The organism is Desulforamulus reducens MI-1 (genome assembly GCF_000016165.1).
Taxonomy (GTDB): domain Bacteria; phylum Bacillota; class Desulfotomaculia; order Desulfotomaculales; family Desulfotomaculaceae; genus Desulfotomaculum; species Desulfotomaculum reducens.
Window position 1 is genome coordinate 646180 of sequence record NC_009253.1, and the last position, 22972, is coordinate 669151.

General features: G+C 40.5%; 23 protein-coding genes and 1 pseudogene. 21 read left to right on the forward strand and 3 right to left on the reverse strand.

Going from position 1 to position 22972, the window contains the following annotated elements; translation table 11 throughout:
* Positions 1 to 136: 136 nt before the first annotated feature.
* Positions 137 to 967, reverse strand: coding sequence for a methyl-accepting chemotaxis protein (locus DRED_RS19495; RefSeq protein ID WP_011876979.1), 831 nt, complete (start codon positions 965 to 967; stop codon positions 137 to 139).
* A 465-nt stretch (positions 968 to 1432) separates the two neighbouring features.
* Here DRED_RS19495 and DRED_RS03270 point away from each other — a divergent pair.
* The 21 genes and pseudogenes from DRED_RS03270 to DRED_RS03355 form a co-directional block, all read left to right on the forward strand.
* A pseudogene (locus DRED_RS03270) lies at positions 1433 to 1906 on the forward strand (PAS domain S-box protein); the annotation flags it as partial.
* A gap of 72 nt (positions 1907 to 1978) precedes the next feature.
* Positions 1979 to 2395, forward strand: a complete 417-nt coding sequence (locus tag DRED_RS17755) for a diguanylate cyclase domain-containing protein (protein ID WP_049755842.1) — start codon at positions 1979 to 1981, stop codon at positions 2393 to 2395.
* Between the two features lie 23 nt (positions 2396 to 2418).
* Positions 2419 to 2835, forward strand: coding sequence for an HD-GYP domain-containing protein (locus DRED_RS17760; protein WP_238442603.1), 417 nt, complete (start codon positions 2419 to 2421; stop codon positions 2833 to 2835).
* Positions 2836 to 3210: 375 nt separating this feature from the next.
* Positions 3211 to 3531, forward strand: coding sequence for a hypothetical protein (locus tag DRED_RS03280; protein WP_011876981.1), 321 nt, complete (start codon positions 3211 to 3213; stop codon positions 3529 to 3531).
* Between the two features lie 507 nt (positions 3532 to 4038).
* Complete coding sequence (gene gcvH / locus DRED_RS03285) at positions 4039 to 4437, forward strand: glycine cleavage system protein GcvH (RefSeq protein ID WP_011876982.1); 399 nt, start codon at positions 4039 to 4041, stop codon at positions 4435 to 4437.
* Positions 4438 to 4500: 63 nt separating this feature from the next.
* Entirely contained in the window at positions 4501 to 5343 is an 843-nt protein-coding gene (locus DRED_RS03290) for a thioredoxin domain-containing protein (protein WP_011876983.1), read from the forward strand.
* Positions 5344 to 5384: 41 nt separating this feature from the next.
* Positions 5385 to 6830 (forward strand): aryl-sulfate sulfotransferase, encoded by a 1446-nt coding sequence (locus DRED_RS03295; RefSeq protein WP_011876984.1) that lies wholly within the window; start codon positions 5385 to 5387, stop codon positions 6828 to 6830.
* A 94-nt stretch (positions 6831 to 6924) separates the two neighbouring features.
* A complete protein-coding gene (gene lpdA / locus DRED_RS03300) occupies positions 6925 to 8301 on the forward strand; it encodes a dihydrolipoyl dehydrogenase (RefSeq protein WP_011876985.1) in 1377 nt (458 codons plus the stop codon).
* Between the two features lie 32 nt (positions 8302 to 8333).
* The gene (gene lipB / locus DRED_RS03305; RefSeq protein ID WP_011876986.1) at positions 8334 to 9020 is read left to right on the forward strand and encodes a lipoyl(octanoyl) transferase LipB; all 687 of its coding nucleotides are present in this window, start codon (positions 8334 to 8336) and stop codon (positions 9018 to 9020) included.
* Position 9021: 1 nt separating this feature from the next.
* The gene (gene lipA / locus DRED_RS03310) at positions 9022 to 9873 is read left to right on the forward strand and encodes a lipoyl synthase (RefSeq protein ID WP_011876987.1); all 852 of its coding nucleotides are present in this window, start codon (positions 9022 to 9024) and stop codon (positions 9871 to 9873) included.
* 409 nt (positions 9874 to 10282) lie between these two features.
* Positions 10283 to 10720 (forward strand): spore germination protein, encoded by a 438-nt coding sequence (locus tag DRED_RS03315; protein WP_011876988.1) that lies wholly within the window; start codon positions 10283 to 10285, stop codon positions 10718 to 10720.
* A gap of 72 nt (positions 10721 to 10792) precedes the next feature.
* Positions 10793 to 10891 (forward strand): hypothetical protein, encoded by a 99-nt coding sequence (locus tag DRED_RS19720; RefSeq protein WP_420794777.1) that lies wholly within the window; start codon positions 10793 to 10795, stop codon positions 10889 to 10891.
* On the forward strand, positions 10848 to 11000 hold the full coding sequence (locus tag DRED_RS18545) for a hypothetical protein (RefSeq protein ID WP_198006971.1): 153 nt from the start codon (positions 10848 to 10850) through the stop codon (positions 10998 to 11000). Before DRED_RS19720 ends, DRED_RS18545 begins: the two co-directional genes overlap by 44 nt.
* Before the next feature lie 550 nt (positions 11001 to 11550).
* Positions 11551 to 12114 carry a hypothetical protein gene (locus DRED_RS03320; protein ID WP_011876989.1) on the forward strand — a complete coding sequence of 188 codons (564 nt, stop codon included), beginning with the start codon at positions 11551 to 11553 and terminating at the stop codon, positions 12112 to 12114.
* A gap of 489 nt (positions 12115 to 12603) precedes the next feature.
* The gene (locus DRED_RS03325; protein ID WP_011876990.1) at positions 12604 to 13278 is read left to right on the forward strand and encodes a helix-turn-helix transcriptional regulator; all 675 of its coding nucleotides are present in this window, start codon (positions 12604 to 12606) and stop codon (positions 13276 to 13278) included.
* Between the two features lie 20 nt (positions 13279 to 13298).
* Positions 13299 to 13682 (forward strand): RidA family protein, encoded by a 384-nt coding sequence (locus DRED_RS03330; RefSeq protein ID WP_011876991.1) that lies wholly within the window; start codon positions 13299 to 13301, stop codon positions 13680 to 13682.
* A gap of 34 nt (positions 13683 to 13716) precedes the next feature.
* Positions 13717 to 14928, forward strand: coding sequence for a threonine synthase (locus DRED_RS03335; protein ID WP_011876992.1), 1212 nt, complete (start codon positions 13717 to 13719; stop codon positions 14926 to 14928).
* 181 nt (positions 14929 to 15109) lie between these two features.
* Complete coding sequence (locus tag DRED_RS03340; RefSeq protein ID WP_011876993.1) at positions 15110 to 16351, forward strand: dicarboxylate/amino acid:cation symporter; 1242 nt, start codon at positions 15110 to 15112, stop codon at positions 16349 to 16351.
* A 184-nt stretch (positions 16352 to 16535) separates the two neighbouring features.
* Positions 16536 to 17420: a pyridoxal 5'-phosphate synthase lyase subunit PdxS gene (pdxS, locus tag DRED_RS03345; RefSeq protein ID WP_011876994.1), complete on the forward strand. Its 885-nt coding sequence runs from the start codon at positions 16536 to 16538 to the stop codon at positions 17418 to 17420.
* A 320-nt stretch (positions 17421 to 17740) separates the two neighbouring features.
* Positions 17741 to 19096, forward strand: a complete 1356-nt coding sequence (locus tag DRED_RS03350; protein ID WP_011876995.1) for an N-acetylmuramoyl-L-alanine amidase family protein — start codon at positions 17741 to 17743, stop codon at positions 19094 to 19096.
* 256 nt (positions 19097 to 19352) lie between these two features.
* A complete protein-coding gene (locus tag DRED_RS03355) occupies positions 19353 to 20921 on the forward strand; it encodes a methyl-accepting chemotaxis protein (protein WP_049755845.1) in 1569 nt (522 codons plus the stop codon).
* Between the two features lie 203 nt (positions 20922 to 21124).
* On the opposite strand, the gene rarD is transcribed toward DRED_RS03355, so the two are convergent.
* On the reverse strand, positions 21125 to 22081 hold the full coding sequence (gene rarD / locus DRED_RS03360; RefSeq protein WP_011876998.1) for an EamA family transporter RarD: 957 nt from the start codon (positions 22079 to 22081) through the stop codon (positions 21125 to 21127).
* Between the two features lie 233 nt (positions 22082 to 22314).
* Positions 22315 to 22935: a trimeric intracellular cation channel family protein gene (locus DRED_RS03365; RefSeq protein ID WP_011876999.1), complete on the reverse strand. Its 621-nt coding sequence runs from the start codon at positions 22933 to 22935 to the stop codon at positions 22315 to 22317.
* Positions 22936 to 22972 lie beyond the last annotated feature (37 nt).

Below are 22972 nucleotides of genomic sequence, written 5' to 3' on the forward strand. Positions count from 1 at the left end.
CTACCTTCATTTTATATTGTGAATCCATATTATCATAACACTTAATGTATGTACACTGATCATATAAATTTTTACAGAGGGAGAACGTTTGGTCAAGGTATGCAGTGATAAATAAAACCCTCAGTTAAACTGAGGGCTAATTGCAGATTTCTTCGGCTAGTTTTTTTAATTTACTGGACATAAAAACAATATCATTGACTGATGCAGAAATTTCTTGTGCAGATGCGGTCTGTTCTTCTGTAACGGCGGCTAATTGATGAATTTGTTCACCAAGATCATTTATAGAGATTTGTATCTGAGAAAGGATATCTGTTATTTCTTTAACAGACCCTGTGGTTCTACCAGCAAGTTTCCGTATTTCTTCTGCTACAACATTGAAACCTCGACCTTGATCACCGGCCCGGGCTGCTTCGATGGCAGCATTAAGACCAAGGAGATGGGTTTGGGAAGCCACGTCTTTAATAAGGTTTAAAACCATATCGGTTTTCTGTACGTTTGCATTGATTGAGTCTGCTTGTCCAGAGAGATTTGTAGCAGTGGCAGCCAGTTGTTCAGAGGCAGCGGATAATCCAGTGGTAGTTTCTCCAATCGTGTTCAATGTTTGATCCAATTTATTGGCGCCCTCAAAGAGAGTGTCTTGCATTGTGGTAGGCTGAAAGATACCCACTGTGCCAATTAAGTTGCCCTCTTTGCTATATAAGGGAGCACACCTTGCTAAATAAGCTACACCGTAAATGGATATATCTGTTATCTTAGTGCTAATTCTGTTTCTGTTTTGTATAACCTGATGGGTTGTACTGCCAGGCTTAATTAGGTCTCCTGGATTAACGTAATGGTTTAACTGGACACCGGGAGAGTAATAATGGAATTTCTCTAAGTCTGTTAGAGAAATTGCACTATCAGAACCTAATGTCTTTTTTACACAATCGATTAGGCTTACAAGTTCATCCCAATTAATTTCACTCATCAATGCCACCCCCAATGCCATTTTTATTCTTTATAGCAGATAAAAAGTCCTGCAACTATTCAGATAATTCGATTTAATTATTTCCGTGTAAATAAATGTTTCGTTATAAAATACAAAACAAAGTTTTTTTAATCTGGAAGCATAAACAAATTTGTAATTTTATCGATAGAATAAATAAAGGAGATTAGCTTCAGAAATATGTTTAACTATAATCGATAAAATTTAAAAATAGGGAAAAAAACAAAAGGGGAAATAGTTTGAAATTTGTTACAATTAATTACATTTACCTTACTTTTGTCCTATTTCAAATGTTTTTTATTATATATGTAGAATATGTGCATAAGGAATTCTTGAGGGGTGAAGAAAATTGACTCTTTAAAGAAACGGGGGATTCTTTAATACAGAAAGTAGGGATATTTTACTGATAGTAGGAAAACACGGAAACATTATGGAGCCAATTATGCTGCTGTGAAAGCCTATGGATACAGCCTGAAAGAACTACTTACTCTTAGTATTTATGATCTGCGGGAACCAGGAACCATTGGGCAAGTTGCCATCCAAATGAGACAGGCCCTTGAAAAAGGTACGCTATTTGATACAATCCACAGGCGCAAGGACCGCAGTGTATTTCCGGTGGAGGTAAGTGCCAAAAGAATTTTGCACGATGGAAATATTTTAATCCTCAGCTCTATCCGGGACATTAGTCATCGTCGAAAAACAGAACTGGCCCTTCGACAATCCAATGAAGAGTTAACCGCTGCCAATGAGGAATTAATTGCCTCAAACGAGCAGATACTGGCCACCGAAGAAGAATTGCGGCAGCAGTTTATTGAGTTGCAAAAAAGCAAGGACCAACTGGCTACGGCTAACCGTCAGTTGGCAGAGATTATAGAATTTTTGCCAGATGCTACTTTTATCGTAAACCAAGAAAAAAAGTAATTGCTTGGAATCAAGCCATTCAGGAAATGACCGGCGTTAATAAGGAGAAAATCCTTTGGCCATAACTATAATTTGGCAAGAATTGGCGGCGATGAGTTTGCGGTATTGATAACCCAATGTTCAAGGGATGTTCTGGTCAAATATTGCCAGGATATCAAGAAGAATATAAAGGACTTTAATCAGCAAAACCAGGATTTACCGCCTTTAAGCCTCTCGATAGGCTATGCTATACGGGAGAATAGACATAAAACCATGAGTCAACTTTTTACAGAGGCAGATAACAATATGTACCGGGAAAAACTGCATAGGAATTTAAGTTCCCGGAGCTCTATTGTTAGCGCACTAATGAAAGCCCTGGAGGCACGAGACTTTATTACCGAGGGACACGGCGAGAGGATAGAAGTACTTATCAAAAAAGTAGGAAAGAAAATGGGTCTAACCCCAAGTAACATTTATGGCCTTCGATTACTGCACAATTTCATGATATAGGAAAGGTAGGTATACCGGATCGCATTCTTTTTAAACCCGGGCCCCTGACAAAGGATGAGCAAAAGGAAATGGAGAGGCACAGTGAAATCGGCTATCGAATAGCCCAATCTGCCTCGGAATTGATGCCCATTGCAGATTGGATTTTGAAGCATCATGAATGGTGGAATGGGAAGGGCTATCCGCTGGGATTAAAGGGGGAGGAGATTCCCCTGGAATGCCGTATTCTTGCCATTGCCGATGCTTATGATGCCATGAGTAATGATCGTCCCTATAGGCGAGCTTTAGAAAAATCCATTATTCTAGAAGAACTCAAGAGATGTGCTGGTATTCAGTTCGACCCCCAACTGGTTGATGTTGTACTAAGGATCATTGAAAAAGAATTTAATGGACTAAGACATATTTCACTGTTCAACAAGTTGCTATATCGGCAGAAGAGTTAGCAGACATCTCAAATTCACTACAAGGGGCTATCGAAAGATTCAAATTGAAATAACTCCCAGAGGAAGGAATATTAAAAATTTTGAAATTAACAGGGTAAAATAATATAAATTTTTATTCGACAAATATTTACAACATAACTATTTTTATGCTAAATTATACTGGAGGAATTTGTTCGAAGACGATTAGACCCCGTCCTCTGAAACAGCCTCCGTTTATAGGGACTTGTCTATCAAGTCCCTTTTTTTAGCAAATCAGAAAGTATAGAACTTTCGATTTGCATAAGGGCAACTAAGGCTTACGCTGTCATCTAAAGGCTTAGCGTAAGCCAAGTTTTCTTTAGACGCTAAAATTAAATAGGCTACCGAGGTTACCAAATGAAAAAAAGAAACCAGCACAGGCAAGCTTTACTAAGGCTTTTGGAAACGGAATTGATCATGTACCCTGAATTAAAAAAGAAGGCTTTAAAGTATCCCAGCTTTGAGCGTATTGCCCATATTCAAGCCATCGAAACAGCCCTTGAGGTATTTTGTACCAATGAGGTAAAGAGAGAGTTTGTTAAGTTGAAGTTTTGGGGAAGGCGAATGAAAAATCATGAAATTGCTACTCAATTAGAGATTCCTAAAGAAGCTTTACCCCGTTGGCGCAAAACATTATTAACCATCCTGGCAGAGAAGCTTAATATGGATGATCTATAAGATAAGCAATTTATATTTGTATCATTACCCGGTGAAAAACCCGGGTTTTTTTGTCATATCAAGATTGTAATTCAGACTACCGACATGGTTATTTCTATTTGTTAGAACAATAACAAGTGAAAAAGCTTAGCCATGCTTACTAATAATTAAAATTAATCCCACAATGAATTGTTGTTTCGACACAATTCTTGTTTGTTTATCGGTAAGCAGACCAAGGGGCATGATTGTATTAAAGATAATTATCACAATTCCGGTCGAGCTCGCGGTCAAAAAAAACACCTTTGTCAAGAAAATTTCATTTAATAAGAGATAGCTTAACATAACCTTTATAGCTAAACAAGTTAACCTAATTAAAGATGTTTGTCAATTGTATGATTGTTTTTTGTATTATAAGTAGTGCGCACTACTGATTTGCCAAATTTGATTATGATAATCTTTAGATAATGAACCGTGAAAACTTTCCCAAGGACATTTGTCTAGTATAAGCGTAAGAAAGGAATGCTGAGAATGACAAAACCCATTACTGAATTAACTTTCCTCAACGGTATTCACTATTTCCATGAGCACACCTGGGCCAAAGTTGAAGGTGATCTAGTAAAGGTAGGTATAACCGACTTCGCTCAGGATAGCCTGGGTAACATTATCTTCGTAGAACTGCCCAATGAAGGTGAGACTTTTAGCAAAGGTGACGAATTCGGTCAGGCTGAATCCGCTAAAACCGTTTCTGCTCTCTACATGCCAGTGAGCGGTGAAATTGTAGAAGTGAACAGTGAATTAGAAGAAGCACCCCAAAATGTCAATGAAGACCCCTATGGTTCTGGCTGGATGATTATAGTTAAGCCCAGCAATCTTGATGAAGTTAAAGAACTGTTGTCTAAGGAAGAATACCTGAATCAAATCAAGTAGAGGGGGGTCAGACCCCTGAAATATTTGTCGAATAATCTTATTAGAATGGAAGGAGATGGCATTATGAGTTACACCATCTACTCAGCCACTGGCTGCACCCGTTGCAAAATCGTTAAACAAGTTATGAAGGAACGTGGCATTGACTTTATAGAACAGGACATGAAAGCAGAAGGTAAGGAAGCCTTTCAAAAATTTTATGCCGCCAACCGGAAAGCTATTTTTCGTGGCCCGGACGGTGTTGAATTCCCTCTATTACATGATGGTGAGGTGATTCGCCAAGGTATTGGTGCCTCAGTGGCCTACATCTATTCTGGTATGAAGCTGGATGGTTTCTTTAGTGTAGGGACCCTGCACAAAGAATGGGTAGACGGCATCCATGTTTCCGGTGGTAACCCCGCATATGCTGCAGAATTTATTGAGGTTTTACGTTACATTAAAAATACCAATAATATGAAATTGCAGCTGGATACCAACGGTTTAAACAGTGCTATTCTGGAGCAAATCCTGACTGAAAATCTGGCGGATGTAGTGATCATGAATGTCCTAGGGCCCAAAGAATTGTACGGCCAGCTTGTGGGCAAGGATGTAGACCTAGCTGAGATTGAAAAATCCATCGCTTTGGTAACTAAATTTCCAGAGTACAAATTCCAGACCACCGTTGCCCCCGTGGTTCGCCAAGATGGAGATATTAGCTACCTAACCACTAAGGAAATAGGGGCCACAGCAAAATTAATTGCTGAAGCCACAGGAAGCATGAAAAACCCTTACCTAGTTAAATTATTTAAGCCTAAAGAGTGCAAGGACGAGCGTTTTAAAGGCGTCGAGTCCATGGCTACGGAAGCACTGTTACCTTATCGCACAGCAGCCAGAAGCCATCAAGTCTTTGTGGAAATTGAAAAGGCATAACAAGCATTTAAATAGAGAAAATAGCGAATAGAGGCAATAACATGAGTTATCCAACGGTATACCCAACTGGAGTTACCATTTACAATCCCAAGAAAGCCTGGAGTGGTTATACTATCTTCCAAGCCAGAGAAGTAGGTGCTTTGCTGATTGATATGAATGGCAGCGAAGTAAACCTGTGGGAGGGACTGCACGGCTTTCCTAACAAAATCCTGCCCGGTGGCTATGTAATGGGTCACCTTGGGGATAGAAACAACAACTTCGGTATGCAGGACCAGACTGACTTAGTACAGGTTGATTGGGAAGGCAACATTGCCTGGAAATTTAACCAGTACGAATTTATCGAAGATCCCGGTGAAGAACCCCAGTGGATGGCTAGACAACACCACGATTACCAGCGTGAAGGTAACCCTGTAGGTTACTATGTTCCTGGTATGGAACCCCAAACCGATAAGGGCAACACACTGATACTTGTCCATAAAAATGTTAAAAACCCTAAGATTTCTGATAAATTACTGCTGGATGATGTTATTATTGAAGTAGATTGGGAAGGTAACATTGTTTGGGAATGGGCTTGCAATGAGCACTTTGACGAGTTTGGCTTTGACGAAGCCGCTAAAAACATCTTATCCCGTGACCCCAATATGAGAACTTCCGGTGGTGGTATGGGTGACTGGATGCACGTAAACTCCATGTCCGTCCTGGGTCCCAACAAGTTTTATGATGCAGGTGATGAGCGCTTTCATCCTGACAACATTATTATTGATGGTCGGGAAACCAACATTATTTGTATTATTGACAAGAAAACCGGCAAAATTGTTTGGAAATTAGGTCCAAACTATGATACCAGTGAAGAACTTAAGAAAATTGGCTGGATCATTGGTCAACACCATGCCCACATGATTCCCAAAGGTCTGCCTGGTGAAGGAAACATTTTAATCTTTGACAATGGTGGCTGGGCTGGTTATGGTGTGCCTAACCCTGCTTCCCCTACTGGAGCAAAGAATGCCCGTCGGGACTACTCTCGGGTACTGGAAATTGACCCCACTACCCTGAAGATTGTATGGCAGTATACCCCTGCTGAAGCTGGTTTCGTTATGCCAACTGACTCTGAACGTTTCTACAGCCCTTATATCAGCAGTGCCCAGCGTTTGCCTAACGGTAACACCCTAATTACCGAAGGCTCTGACGGTCGTATCTTTGAAGTAACCCCAGACTATGAAGTTGTTTGGGAATACATCAGTCCCTATAAAGGTGTACACTTACCCACTAACATGGTATATCGTGCTTACCGTGTACCCTACGAGTGGGTACCCCAAGTAGAACGTCCGGTGGAAACTGCCATTGAGCCTGTGGATTTAACAACCTTTCGGATGCCCGGTGCAGCACCTATGGGTGCTAAGAAAACTACTGTTATTGAAGGCACACGTCCTTACCAAGGCGACAAGGCTCTGTGCGTCGCGGCAGGTGATGAAGTAGAAGAAAAGTAACTAATAAATGGGGGGCTACCAGCCCCCCATTAATTTAATCTAGATTTTTAATAAAATTAGCTAAGACAATCCAATTTTAAGGGAGGTTATAAACATGACTTATAAAGCTGTGGTTATCGGCGGTGGTCCTGGTGGTTATGTAGCTGCCATTAGAATAGCCCAACTGGGCGGCAAGGTTGCGGTAGTGGAAAAGGATAGGCTGGGGGGGACCTGTTTAAATAGAGGCTGCATTCCTACCAAATCACTGATTGCTGCGGTTGATAAATTGAAAGCGGTGGAAGAAGCCGCTGCCTTTGGTATTGAAGTTGGCCAGCCGATGATTAATTTTAGCAAGGTCCAGGCCAGAAAGTCTGAAGTGGTTGAGAAGCTAGTGGGCGGTATTAATTTCCTATTTAATAAGAACAAAGTAGAATTATTTAACGGAACCGCTAAAATAAAAGCGCCGGGTGTGGTGGAAGTTGAGAATAATGGTGAAACCCAGAAATTGCAGTGTGAAAATATTGTCATTGCCACTGGCTCCAGCCCTGCCCTTATTAAAGCACTGGGGTACAACGGAAACACCATTATTACCAGTGAAGAGGCCTTGCAATTGACGGAAATTCCTAGAAGTCTGCTGATTATTGGTGCTGGTGTAATTGGTTGTGAATTTGCCCATATTTATGGTAGTATGGGGACAGAGATTACCATGGTAGAAGCAGCACCCAGCATTTTATCCCTGCAAGATAAAGATATTTCACGCCGGATGCAGACTATCTTCAAGAAGAAAAAGTTTAATATAAAAACCAATGTCACCATTAAGAAAATTGAAGAGGTAGACAATGGTATTCAAGCTGAGTTAGAAAACGGCGACATCATCAAAGCTGAAAAAGCACTGATCTCCATTGGTCGTATCCTTAATACCAAAAATCTAGGCTTAGCAGAGGCTGGTATTGAGTGCGGCGAAAGAGGTCAGATTTTAGTTAATGACCAAATGCAAACCAACATCAAGGGCTTCTATGCCATTGGTGATGTAATTAGTAAGTATCAGTTGGCCCATGTAGCTTCCGCCCAGGGTATTGTGGCAGCGGAGAACATTATGGGTATTGAATCCACCATGAATTATAGTGCCGTTCCCAGCTGTATTTTTACCAGCCCTGAAATAGGTTCCGTAGGTATGACTGAGCAGCAGGCAAAGGATCAAGAAATACCTGTAAAAACCGGCAAATTTAATTTCATGGCTAATGGTAAAGCCCTTAGTATAGGGGAAGGCGAAGGTTTTGTTAAGATTGTTACCCATAAAGAAACCGATGTGATTTTGGGTGTTCATATCATAGGGCCCCATGCCTCTGATTTGATTGCCGAAGCAACCCTGGCCGTAAAAAATAAGCTGACAGCTAAAGAATTGGCATCTACCATCCATGCACATCCTACCCTGGCAGAAGCAATCATGGAAGCAGCCGAGAATGTGCACGGTTTAAGTATTCACGGCTAAAAATGTAGGTGGATGTTAAGGAGTGTATAATTATGAAACTATTCGTAGCAAAATTGGGTGAAATAGACTATCAAGATGCATTAACAATGCAAGAAAAACTACTGCTTTTACGCCAACAGAACAAAGTAGAAGACATTATGCTCCTGCTGCAACATCCACCTACATTAACCTTAGGAACACGGGAAAACCGATATAATATCCTTGTGCCTGAAGTAGAGTTAAAAAGGCAAGGAGTTAATATTTTTAAAAGTAACCGGGGTGGTGATGTAACCTATCATGGCCCCGGTCAGATTGTGGGCTACCCCATTGTAGATCTGAATGGACATGGCAAAAGCATCCGAGAATATGTCCACAAAATTGAAGAAACCTTTATTCAATTATTAAAGGAAGAATATGATTTAACAGCCAGCCGGGAAAGTAAATATCACGGCGTATGGCTTGGTAATGAAAAAATAACCGCCATTGGCTGTGCTGTTAAAAGATGGGTTACCATGCACGGTTTTGCCTTTAATGTTAATACAAACTTAAGTCATTTTAATTTAATTAATCCCTGTGGTATTACCGATCGTGGCGTCACCTCGCTGCAGAAAATTTTTGGACAACCCCAGGATATGGAGAAGGTCTACAAACAGGTTATTACCTACTTTAGCAGGGTTTTTGATTTCGAACCCGAGATTATTGATGATAAAAAATTAAACGAAATAGTAGGGAGAGAGTAACATGAATAAACGAAAACCCGATTGGCTAAAGATAAAACTGCAAGGGGCAGAAAAATCACACGAGGTTAAAGACATGTTAAAAAGACTTTCTTTACACACCGTGTGTGAGGAAGCCAATTGTCCCAACCTCATTGAATGCTTCGGTCGAAAGACAGCCACTTTTATGATTTTGGGCAGTGTATGTACCCGTAATTGTACCTTCTGTAATGTTACCAAGGGTTTAACCCAAGCCGTAGATGCCGAGGAACCATCCAATGTGGCTCAGGCAGTAAAGGAACTGGGACTGAAGCATGTCGTAATAACTTCTGTAACCAGAGATGACCTGCCGGATGGTGGTGCCGGGCACTTTGCCAAGGTTATTGAAAAGTTAAGGCCCACCGAAGTTATTGTGGAAGTGCTGATTCCAGATTTCCAGGGTGATCGTGAGGCATTGGACACTGTTATTAGGGCTAAACCTCATATCTTAAATCATAATATCGAAACGGTACCCAGATTATATGCAACGGTTCGTCCCAAGGCCAGCTATGCCCGATCCTTGGAGTTACTGAAAAATTCCAAAGAACTGGATCCAGGTATCTTTACTAAATCCGGTATCATGGTTGGTTTAGGCGAGCAGGAGGAAGAGGTTATTGCCGTATTACAGGATTTACGGGCTGTTGACTGTGACTTACTGACAATTGGACAATACTTGGCTCCCTCGGCCAAGCATCACCCAGTAATTGAATATATTCACCCGGAATTGTTTAAAAAATATAAAGACGTGGCCTATGAAATGGGCTTTAAATATGTTGCCTCCGATCCCCTGGTTAGGAGTTCATACCACGCAGCAGATGTATCACATATAATTGGATAATTGATAAATGGCTGGCCTAGTAAAAGGTCAGCTTATTTTTTCTAAAATAGTGTGAGGTATAAAAGAATAAATGATTCTTCATTATTTGTCAGGATTGTAGTTGGGTTAACAATTTCTATTACTCGTCTATGATAATGTAATGTCATAAGGAATTATAAAAAGTGCCAGGAATGGTTCCATTATAGTAGGTGATTGGGAAAAACTGAAAGAAAAAGGATTTGGAGTATAAGCACATTTAATAGCAAAATTGGTTTTTCTTCAATTCAAAAACATTCTCTGCCTAGGGGCAGTTTTTTTTGCTTCCTTTTAGGAGTATTCCTTCCTTGTCCATGTGTACAAAAATGGTAAAGCAAAAAAATAATAAAAACTTCTATTTGTGGAAAAATATCTTGAAGGTTGGTGAAAATAAATGTCCCTAAAGGATATATTTGGCAAGTTAAAGCGTGGTAAAAACAAAAACCAATCAGCGTATATTTCATCTGTTAAAAAGAATATTTTTCTGACCGGGGATATAGAAATAGATGTGGAGACTATTTATCGAGGGCTTGGCGGTAGCACCGATATCATGCGAAGGAAAATTACAATTGGAACAATTCCAGCCACGTTAGTCTATATTAATGGTATTGTCAATATTGATGTTATTAATAGACAAATTATTAGCCAACTGCAACAGATTTTTAATGTAAATTCAACAAATCTTATAACATGCATCCTTTTTAGTACTATCTTAATCATTAGCATGCTCCCACATAATATGGAACAGGCTATCCAATTAAGCACCTATTTGGGTTACTTGGGGTTGGCCTTCATATCCCTGATTCCTGCCGGTTATTCAAGTGCACGATAAGAACAAATTAGGATCGCAGGAGTGGCACTATTTAAAAAGTATAAAATGGTGGATATCCTTAACCCTAAGGATATGAGAGTGTTAACCTGGCTTCGGGGGAACCAAGCCTATGGGGATATTCCATTCAATGTTACAGACATGGATGGGAAAAGGCATCAAATTACCTTTTGAGGGGGCTAACAGTCGTTCTGTCCATGACTACCTGGCGGAGGGGCAGCCCACCTTTAAAATTAATGTAAAACTGCAGGGTACGATCATTGAAGCTGTTAAACCCATTTGATTTGCAGGTAAAGTGGATAATCTGGAAATGGTAAGCAATGCTCTGGAAGCAACTGTTAAACAGCAGTGCGAGGATTTAGCGGAACGCTTACAAGTGAATATCAAGTGGATGCAATTCTACTGGGAAATATGCCCGGGCTCATTGGCCCAAAAAGAAAACATAATCCACAAAATGTGGATAAAGCTGTGGAGAACGTGTTAATAAAATGTTGAAAACAGAAGAAGCTTGTCATGTTAAAATAGCAAAAAAATTATACTAAGTAAAAAGTTTATAGCCTTGCATATCCGTTGGCCCTCAATCAATTATTGGGGGTTTTGTTATTTCTATCACTGGAATATAAGAAAGCCAAGCAAGTTATACCAAAAAAATATAAAAGAAAGAAAAGAGGTAGTAGACCTAGCCATTTTGGAAATGCTAGATAACAACTGAACACTAGAAAAATCAGGAATAGAAGAAATCCAGTCATTGAATTACCTGTATACAAAATCTGCTAATTCAAGTATGATTAATACCGTATGAGATAAAAGGGCTATTGTTTAAGGAGGATAATATGATTACATATGAAGTACTTTCCCACGCTCTTATAAGGTCCGCTAAAGAAGCAGGGCTTAAGGCATATAACGTAAAGAGTATGATGAATACCATTACCTGTGACAGGGAATTCAGCTTTCTATGTACACCAGAAGAAAGTGATGAGCCTTATACAGTAAGGGCAGAGATTGATTTTCATTGGGATAGCGTGCTTACCGCACAAACAGTGTATGGAAACAACCGCCCTGTATTCGATGAAAGCAGTGCCAGTGTACCATCCGATGAATTGGATACCGACTTTCTGGTAGAGCTCCAGATCAAATATAGTTTTGAGGCAGACGAAAACATTGATAAGTTAAACCAAGAATTAAATCGGGTTTTTGCAAAGTACATGAGCCATGATAATATTCCTTCAATACGCTGGCAATTAATCGTAAGTAATAAAGGTGAGCAGAAGATTACATCCATTTGGGCAGTTCATTATTGGGATATCAATATTAAAAAGGATGTTGAATTTAACCAAATTTTTAGGGAGATACATAGTGTACTGATGGGTTTAAAGGACCTTTCCTTTCTAAAATAGAGTGGTGCTTGGTGCAAAAATAGGGGGATGGAAGCTGGTGTAGCTTCTGTCCCCCTATTTTTTCTGCACTTTAAAATAAACCTTACTTCACAATCTGCTAATAAATTAGTAAATATTTAATTAAAAATTTGTTAGAAAAGTATAAAAAAATTTTAATACCATGAAGGATTTTGGAAAAATACGGAGAAATGTAAATTAAACGACAAAGGAAAAGTAAGTTACCTGATATTTGGTATAGTGAAAAAACGAATTAGAACAAGGCAAAACAAGTATTTTCTATATGCGAGCAGGTTTTATAAAAACCTGCTAAAAAAATAAGATAAAACAATTAAATTTTTTTTATAAACTTACTAATTTTTTTTAAGAAACTAAAGGAATTTGTTGAAAAAAGTAGAAATGAAACATAAATAAACGCACGAAGGCCACCGTTAGTGCCCAAATGCTAGAGTTATGGCGTAGACAAGTTTTTCTTAAAGGGGGGACGATTTAATGACAGGTCAAATAACAGAAACCCAGCATCAATTGCAGATCCTGATCCCCATTGCCACAGGGTTGGTACAGACCTTCGGCAAATACTGCGAAGTGGCTGTTCACGATCTACGTACACCGGAAAATTCCTTAATATATGTCGCAGGAAGTATCACACGGCGTGAAAAGGGTGCGCCTATTACAAACATTGTGTTAGAAGGCGTAAGGAAATATGGTGACAGCTGTCCGGATTTGATTGGCTATAAGAATGTTACCAAGGATGGCAGGATATTAAAATCATCAACCATTTTTGCCAGAAACGAAGAAGGAAAAATCATTGGCTGCCTGTGTATTAACTACGACATCAGTGATTTATTAACCCACAAGGGGCACATCGAAGAATTTGTTGGTTTTGGCGACAAAGAACAATCCAGTGACAGTGTTGAGGATTTTGCTTCTGATGTTACAGAGGTGCTGGAAAACATGATTGGTCAGGTTATCAAAAACTTGACCGTACCAGTGGCAAATATGCAAAAGGAAGACAAGATGCAAGTTGTCCGCGAGCTTGACCTTAAAGGTGTTTTTATGATTAAAGGGGCCGTGGATAAAGTAGCAGCTGTACTGGGAGTTTCCCGGTATACAGTCTATAACTACCTAGAAGAGGACCGGTCTAACCGGACCAATAACATAATTTAGTTGAAAGGTGATGACGTTCCATGAACAAAGAAATTATCAGCACTGATAAGGCTCCGGCTGCAATCGGACCTTATTCCCAAGCAGTAAAGGTTGGCAACCTAATGTTTATCTCTGGCCAAATTCCCATTGATCCTACCACAGGCAATGTGGTTGAAGGGGATGTACAAGCACAAACCAGACAATGTATTAAAAACCTGCAGGCCATTTGTGAAGAGGCCGGCTCTAGTTTGAAGGATGTTGTAAAAACCTCTGTGTTTGTGAAGGACATGAACCAGTTTGCTAAAGTGAATGAAACCTATGGCGAGTTCTTTAACGAAGAGGCTCCAGCCCGTGCCTGCGTAGAAATTTCCTGCCTGCCCAAGAATGTACAGGTGGAAATCGAAGCAATTGTACTAATTAAGTAATTTTCTAAACATTATTTACTAGGAGGAATTTGTAATGAGCTACGTATCTCATCTGGAATGCGCCAAATGTGGAAAACACTATCACAGTGAAGAAGTTCGTCAGCTTTGCCCTGAGTGCAGCGGTCCGCTGGTTGTTCGCTATGACTTGGAGGCAGTGAAGGAAAATTTCCACAAGGAAGATTTAAAGGACCGTGAGCCCAGCCTCTGGCGTTACTGGGAACTGCTTCCCTTAAAAGACAGAAAGAATCTGGTATCCCTGGGTGAAGGCATGACCCCCATGATTAAAATGGAGAAAGCAGGTCCTGCCATTGGTTTAAACAACCTGTACTTGAAGGACGAAGGAATTATCCCCTCTGGTACCTTTAAATCCAGAGGAGCCACCGTTGGGGTATCCAGAGCAAAGGAACTGGGTATTAAAACCCTGGCTATGCCCACCAATGGTAACGCAGGTGCTTCTTGGTCCACCTATGGTGCCAGAGCTGGCATTAAATCGGTAATTGTTATGCCTCAGGATGCTCCTGAAATTACCCGTAACGAGTGTGCCATTACTGGTGCGGATCTCTACCTGGTGGATGGGCTGATCAGTGATGCTGGTAAAATTGTGGCCCGTGCTGTGCAAAAATACGGTTGGTTTGATGTTTCGACCTTAAAAGAGCCCTATCGTATTGAAGGTAAAAAAACGATGGGTCTAGAGATTGTAGAACAATTCAACTGGGAAGTTCCTGATGTTATCCTTTATCCCACTGGCGGTGGTGTAGGGATCATCGGTATCTACAAAGCCCTAAAAGAATTACAGGCTATCGGCTGGATTGGAGAAAAAATGCCCCGTCTGGTAGCTGTACAGGCGGAAGGTTGTGCACCCATAGTAAAAGCATGGCAAGAGGGCAAAAAAGAATCCGAATTCTGGAACAATGCTTATACCTGTGCCTTTGGTATTACTGTACCCAAAGCTCTGGGTGACTTCCTAGTACTGGATGCCATCTACAAAACCAATGGTTGCGCCATTGCCATCGGTGATGAAGATCTTCTTAAGGCTCAGGCAGTACTGGCAGCACAAGAAGGTGCCTTTGTTTGCCCCGAGGGTGCTTCCTTGTACACTGCGGCACAAAAACTGAGAGAACAAGGCTGGATAAAAGAGGACGAGAAGGTTGTTCTGCTGAACACCGGTACCGGTCTAAAATATCCTGAAACTGTTAAGGTAAATGTTCCTTTGTTGCAACCCAATGATGATATTCCAGAAGCATAGGTCCTAAAGTATAGAAAGATAAAAAACAACCCCCGGCAAATATCATTTGTCGGGGACAAATACAAAAATTAAAATCCGACTACCATAATACACCCAGAAGGGATGTCTTGCAATCCCTTCTAAATTAAAAATGAATTCCCCCAACCAAATTTATAAAAAATATCTGATTGGAGGACGTAATATGGCAGAAAACAAGAAAATGGGTTTACCCGCTAAGATGGGTATTGGTTTAATTGCCGGTGTGATTGCAGGTTTGATTTTTCAAAAGGCTGGTTGGAATGTAGATTATGTAAAACCAGTTGGTGATTTGTTTATTCGCTTAATCCGTATGGTTGTTATTCCCCTTGTCTTTGCTTCTCTGGTGGCCGGTGCAGCCAGTATCGGTGATTCCCGGAAGTTAGGTAGCATTGCTTCCAAGAGTATTGCCTGGATGTTTGGGACCACGGCTGTGGCTGTGGGATTAGGGCTCTTTTTTGCCAATTTAATTAAACCAGGTGTAGGACTAAGCCTTTCCACCGAAGGGCTCAAGGCTAAGGAAATTGTTCCCCCCAGTATCGTAGACACTTTACTGAACATTGTTCCCATCAACCCACTGCAGGCCTTCGCAGAAGGCAACCTGCTGCAAGTCATCTTCTTTGCCGTGTTCTTTGGTTTTGCCTTGAACGCCATTGGCGAAAGAGGGAAGCCTCTTCTAAATATCTTTGAAATGGTAACTGATGTTATGATCAAGTTAACCGGTATTGTAATGAACTTTGCTCCCTATGGTGTCTTTGCTTTAATCACCTTTACAGTGGCTAAAAACGGTGCCGCAGTGTTGCTTCCTTTAATAAAGTTGATTGTGGCAATGTACCTGGTCTCTGTTATTCACATCATCCTGGTATACCTGCTTCCTATTAAATTTATTGCTGGTAAGAGCTGGAGAGAATACTTTAAGGCCATTGCTGAGCCCCTGCTGGTTGCTTTCAGCACCTGCTCCAGTGCCGCTGCCCTGGCACTAAACCTCAAGTCTACCCAAAAGTTGGGTGCTTCTAAAAACGTTGCTAGCTTTACCATTCCTCTGGGTAACACCATTAATATGGACGGTGCCGCCATTTACCTTGGCTTAGCAGCCGTATTTGTAGCTCAGGTTTATAATATTCCCTTAACCGGTGGTGAACAATTAACCATTCTGCTAATGGCTGTATTGGCCTCCATTGGCTCTGTAGGTGTTCCTTCAATGGCACTGGTAGTTATGACAATGGTATTTACCTCCATTGGCCTGCCGCTGGAAGGTATTGCACTGGTGGCTGGAGTGGACAGAATTCTGGATATGGCCAGAACCTCTCTTAACGTATTCGGTGACAACACTACCGCCCTGATTGTCTCCAAATGGGAAGGAGAACTGGGTGAAACCAACCTGGAACTGGATGAGCAAGCTACATAAACAATGTGGGTGAGGCTCTAAGAGCTTCACCTTTTTATATTTTATCCACTATTGAATCTAACCATGAAAAGAAACTTATTATAGCATTGGGAAAAATGTTAATTAATTTTATAGGGATTTTTGATTATGCAGAATGCTCAAAATAAGTGTAGTATTGCAAACAAACTTATTGGAGGGAAAATACGTGGCTGAAAAAGGAACATGGACCGTTAAAAAAGGTCTTGCAGAGATGCTTAAGGGCGGGGTAATTATGGATGTTACCACCCCTGAACAAGCAAAAATCGCTGAAGAGGCCGGTGCTTGTGCTGTAATGGCTTTAGAAAGAGTACCTGCTGATATTCGGGCTGCTGGTGGAGTGGCTAGGATGGCAGACCCCAATATTATATTACGCATTATGGAAGCTGTAACCATTCCAGTTATGGCAAAGGCGAGAATTGGACATTTTGTTGAAGCTCAGATTTTAGAAGCTCTTGGTGTTGATTACATTGATGAGAGTGAAGTTTTAACTCCTGCAGATGAAGTTTTCCATATCGACAAACACCAATTTAAAGTACCCTATGTTTGTGGTGCAAGAAACCTGGGCGAAGCTCTACGTAGGATTGGCGAAGGTGCTGCTATGATTCGTACCAAGGGTGAACCGGGTACTGGTAATGTTGTAGAGGCTGTGCGTCATATGAGACAAGTTATGAGTGAAATTCGGATGGTACACAATATGCCAAAGGATGAGCTTATGACTGCAGCAAAAGAAATGGGAGCTCCCTATGATCTAGTATTACAGGTCCATGAATTAGGTAAATTACCGGTTGTGAATTTCGCTGCTGGTGGTATTGCAACTCCTGCGGACGCTGCCCTAATGATGCAACTGGGCTGTGATGGTATCTTCGTAGGTTCCGGTATTTTCAAATCTAATGATCCTGCATCCAGAGCTAAAGCCATCGTAGCAGCAACCACCCATTATAATGATCCAAAAATATTAGCAGAAATATCAAAGGATTTAGGAGAGGCAATGCCAGGTATGGAAATCTCCAGTATTCCTACTGAACACCGTATGCAAGAAAGAGGATGGTAAAAGGATAATGGCAATTGGAGTTTTGGACTTGCAGGGGGCATTTATTAAATGATAAGTAAAAAAAGAGGCTATTGCCTCTTTTTTTACTTATCACGAAGCCATGGTTGGGATTAATACCGGGTCAGCCTTTGGTTTGCAGGGGGAAGGGTTTGTACGTTTAAATTTTGGCTGCCCTAGGTCTGTTCGCAAGGAAGGCTTGGAGAGGATTCAACGTACCGTTAATAAAACGTTGTGATATTTTAAGATGTTTTCTAACAAAAAAGTTAAATTACCCCCAAAACATCTATATTATTTAGTATAATTTCGTAGGGGGGAATAACATGAAAAAATTAATCAGCACAATTATTACAATCTGCTTCTTGTTAACAGTTACGCCGGCCTTGGCAAAAACGCCTGAATTAATCATAAATAATCAACCGGTAAAAAGTGATGTATCACCGCAAATCATAGACGGTCGGGTATTGGTCCCCTTAAGAGTTATCTCCGAGTCATTGGGAGCTCTGGTTGATTGGGAAAAGGACTCTCAAACGGTAAAAATTCAAGATCAGCACAAAACACTGAGGTTACAACTTCAAAATAAAATTACATATGTAAATGATCAACCCTTGGAGCTGGATGTACCGCCCCTGATGCTGGATAATCGTACAATGGTTCCGCTGAGATTTATCAGCGAGCAACTGGGTGCAAGGGTAAGTTGGATTGGCACTGAAAAGAAGGTTATCATAGAACGAAGCGAAAATAACTCTGTTAAGGATGGGCCTACGTCGGTACCGGCTGACAGAAAATTAACTAACGTTTCATATGAGGAAACCGAAGAAAAGTCCGTTATTGAGATAGAGGTAAAAGAAGGCACCAATAAGGTATTTGAATTGAAGAACCCTGATCGGATTGTCTTTGACCTAATGGATACGGCAAATGAAGTTAGTGCAGACCCAGAGGTGAACAGCCAATTTATTGATGCAATAAAATTGGGTGTCCATCCAGGAAATGTAACAAGAGTCGTAATTCAGTTAAAGGATCGTAAAACCACTGCTTATGAGGCCAAGCAAATGGCGGATAAACTGGTTGTTACTTTGACTAGGCGGGAGGCACCACCACCGGAGGAAGGGTATACCCATAAAGTAGTGAATGGCCAAAGTAACGTTATTGTCATAGACCCCGGTCACGGTGGCAAGGATGTAGGAACCGTTGGCGCCAGTGGTAGATGGGAAAAAATGGTCAACCTTGCCATCGCAGATAAATTAAAGGGCATCTTACAAAATGAAGGGTTTACTGTGGTGATGACAAGGGAAGACGATGCTTCGTTCCTGTCTCTGGATGAAAGAGCTCAGTTGGCTAATAAAAGTGATCCCCTTTGTTTTATCAGTATACACGCCAATGCCGCAGAAAATAAGGCAGTATCAGGATTAGAAACCTATTCCTTTTACGGCAGTGACAAAACCTTGGCCAATCTCATCCACAATGCTGTTTTGGCCAGAACTAACCAGGTAAACCGTAAGGTAAAGGAAGCAGGGTTTTATGTTATTAAACATACCAAAATGCCTTCGGTTCTCATAGAGACAGGATTTGTCTCTAATTCCGAGGAAGAAAACTTTTTATTTAACGAGAATAATCAAATGGCTATAGCTGAAGGTATTGCAGAGGCTGTTAAACAGTTTAAAAGTCTATACAAATAAATTAACCGGGGGTTGCCCCGGTTTTTGTCTATCACGTATCTTGATATTATTTGCCTTGGCCGGTCGTATATTAGGGGAATTTGACCAACAAGGAAAATGGCTCAACAGGGTAAATAAAATTTCCGCTCTGATTATTTGGGGGACAGCAGTATATCTTGCTTTATCCATTGCTTTGTAAAAAAATGTAGAAATATGAACCAAAAGTGATACAATGTAGTAAAAAACATCATTGACGGAAAAGTTTGGAGGGGCAGCTATGGGGAAGGTATCCATAAAGTTTCAGATAATGGGAATTGTAATACTGGTTTTAGTACTCGCTATTGCGGTCACAGGGTTTGAGTCCTATCGTCTGGTAGACAAAACAACCAACATGTTAGCCATGGAAAAAGCCAGAAGTGACTTAGCCTTAGGTGAAGTCTTCATTAATCAAACAGCCCCGGGTCCTTGGAGAGTAGAAGGGGACAAGTTGTATAAAGGAAATACCTTAATGAATAACAATAGTGATATTGTTGATTCAGTTGCTCAATTAACCAATGACACCTGTACAATCTTTTTAAATGGGACTAGAATTGCAACCAACGTCAAGAAGGAAGATGGCAGCAGGGCCGTAGGAACTAAAGCAGCAGACGAGGTGGCAGAGATAGTTCTTAAAAAGAAACAAACTTATCTTGGTGAGGCTAATGTACTAGGAATCACCTATCAAACTGCTTACAAACCTATCTTTGATCAGAATGATAATGTTGTAGGGATGTTTTATGTAGGAATATCAAAAGAATTTACCAGTGAATTAATTAATAAAGCAATTATAAATATAATTCTTAGTGGCGTTGTTATATTAGCGTTAGCCGTTGCTGTGGTTTTATGGCGTATACGTAAAAACGTATTGCAACCCATTGAACAATTAAAGACAGGTTCTCTGGCCCTGGCAGAGGGAGATCTCACCCATGAGTTAAAAATCGATGTGAATAGTGAAATGAACGATTTGGCCCAAGCCTTTAATAAAATGGCCGATAATTTAAAGCAAATTATTGGGCGTTTGGCAGAAGACTCCTCAATCCTTACCAGTAAAAGCCAAGAATTGGCTGCGGTAAGCGAAGAAGTTAACGCCACCATCGACACCATGGCTGCCAACAGCACTGAGGTGGCTGCTGTTACGGAAGAAAGTGCGGCAGGTTCACGGCAAGCAGCGTCGGATATGGAACAAGTCAATGCAAAAGCACAAAGGGGAAACGAACTGGCCGAGGATTCCGTAGCACAAATAAATAACTTAAAAGAAAGTGTTAGTACTGTTTCGGAATCTGTTAAGATTCTTCATGAACGGTCGCAAAATATTGGTAAGATCATTGACGTGATAACCCAAATAGCGGACCAAACCAATTTACTTGCCCTTAATGCTGCCATTGAAGCGGCCAGGGCCGGTGAGCAGGGTAAGGGTTTTGCAGTGGTAGCCGATGAAGTACGGAAATTGGCAGAGCAATCAGCCAATGCTGCAAAGGATATTAAAGACTTAATTCTAAGAATACAACGCAGGGTAGACACCGTACTAAATGACATGGGTACCAGCCGTAGTAAGGCCGAGCAAGTAACAATGGCCATAGAAAATACTGGATTATCCTTTCAAGAAATATCCCAGTCCGTGGCCTCTTCCAGTTCAGCTGTTAGTCAGATAGCTGCTGGGGCCGAGCAAATTAGTAGCAGTACTCAGGATTTAGCTGGTTCGTCCCAACAACTGAGTGCTATCGTGCAGCAAGTTACCGGTTCTGCCTCGGCGATGGCTAAAATGGCAGAAGATTTAAATGGTATCGTAAAAACTTTTAAACTATAAAATTCTAAAAGGACGAGGCCCCGGAAATCCGGGGCCTTGCCCATTGAAATCTAAAAAAATCTAGAAAAAGAAGCTGCCGTCCCACAGTAAGATACTGCAGGGCGGCATAGAAGACTCCTCATTTTTATTATGGACCGTGTTTGATAGAAAATCAATACGGATGCTAATCATAATGGGTTTCCTGTAAATAAATAATTCCTTGTTTATTGGGTAGCTTCATTTTTCTTAAAGGTCATTTTCTTATGGAGGATTGTTTCTAATTGCATAAAGGGTTTGGTTTTGGCCAAAGAAAAAATAATTAATGCAAACCATATAAAGGAGAAGGAAATAAGATGTATACGATTAAAAGATTCGTGGTAAAGAAAAACTCCTAAAAGCAAAGTTATGGTTGGAGACATATACTGTATAAACCCTATGAAGGAAAGGGGAAGTCTTTTAGCTCCGCTGGAAAAAAGAATTAGCGGCACTGCTGTAACGACACCAGCTCCCATCAGTAGCATGGACAGTGTAGGGTATTGGAAACCAAAGGCACCCATACTGTTTTTATGAACATAGCCCAGATAGAGCAAGGCAAAGGGCATCATGAACAAAGTTTCAATGGTTATGCTGGCAATAGCTCCAACATTGACAACTTTTTTAATTAAACCATAAAGAGCAAAACTGAAGGCCAAGACAATGGTAACCCAGGGTATTGTACCAACATGAAAAGCCATGTTCAAAACGCCAATGCTGGCTAAAAAAAAGGAGAACATTTGCCAGAAAGAAAGTTTTTCTTTTAGCACAAAAATGCCCAGCAATACGCTTATTAAAGGGTTTAAATAATAACCCAAGCTTGTGTCCAAAATGTGGTTGTGGTTCACAGCCCAGATATAGGTGAACCAGTTGATGCTAATAATGGCTGAGGCCATGAACATACCAAAAAGCTTTTTAGGCTGACAAGCAATCATATAAAACTCTGTAATAAAAGCACGCAACTTACCAATGGTTAACAGTAATAATGTCATAAACATAAAGGACCAAACAATTCGATGGGCCAGAATTTCATGGGCAGGGACCTTCTGAACCAGTTTCCAGTAGATGGGAAGTATGCCCCATAGCAGGTAGGAACCTGCCGCTGCAATGATGCCAATAAACTGTTCTTTAGTATATTGTTTATCCATAATAATACCTCATATAACTTGAATTTTAGGATGATAAGAATAATTTTAGGAGTTGTTGCTGGAAAAGGCAATAGTTTAGTTAGTAAGAATAAAGCAGATCATAGTTTATTTAATGAACAATCCCAGCAATTTTAATCAACCAACTGGATTAAATTTATCATATAAAATATTTAAAAAAATAAAAACCTGTTATAGAAAAGCTCTATGAAACAGGTTTTATATTTTTTACTATTTTATTGTAAAAGGGAAGAGCGGGAGGCCTTAACAAAATTCCATTTTAATTTGATAGCTGCCAATCGTAAGAAAAAGATAACACTGGCACTTACAAGCAACGTTATATCATGGGGCACATTTAAATGATGCAGATATACGTAAAGAATTCCGCCCACCACACAGATGAGAGCGTAGAAGTCTTTAACAAGTACAGTGGGGATTTCTCCGGCCAATAAATCCCGAATAATACCACCCACAGTCCCTGTAACAACGCCCAATATCACAGCTCCTGTGAAGGAGATGTGGGCACTGAGGGCTATGGAAACACCAACGCATACGAAGAGTCCCAGTCCCAAGGCGTCTAAAATCAAAATAATGGAATTGATTTTAAACAACTCCTTGTGAAATAGAAATGTACAGAATCCAGCCAGTAAGGATATGTAAAAATAAGAGGGCTGGTTTAAAAAGAATACAGGCGTATTACCTAGTAACAGATCACGAGTGGTTCCACCGCCGATGGCAGTAACAAAAGATAGAAGTAGAATTCCGTATAAATCCATTTCTTTTCTTACGGCCACCAATGCACCGGTTAAGGCAAAGGCAAAGGTGCCTATCATATCTAATAAAGATAGTAAAGTCATGTTCATCCCTCTGATGCTTAGAATAATTAATATATCC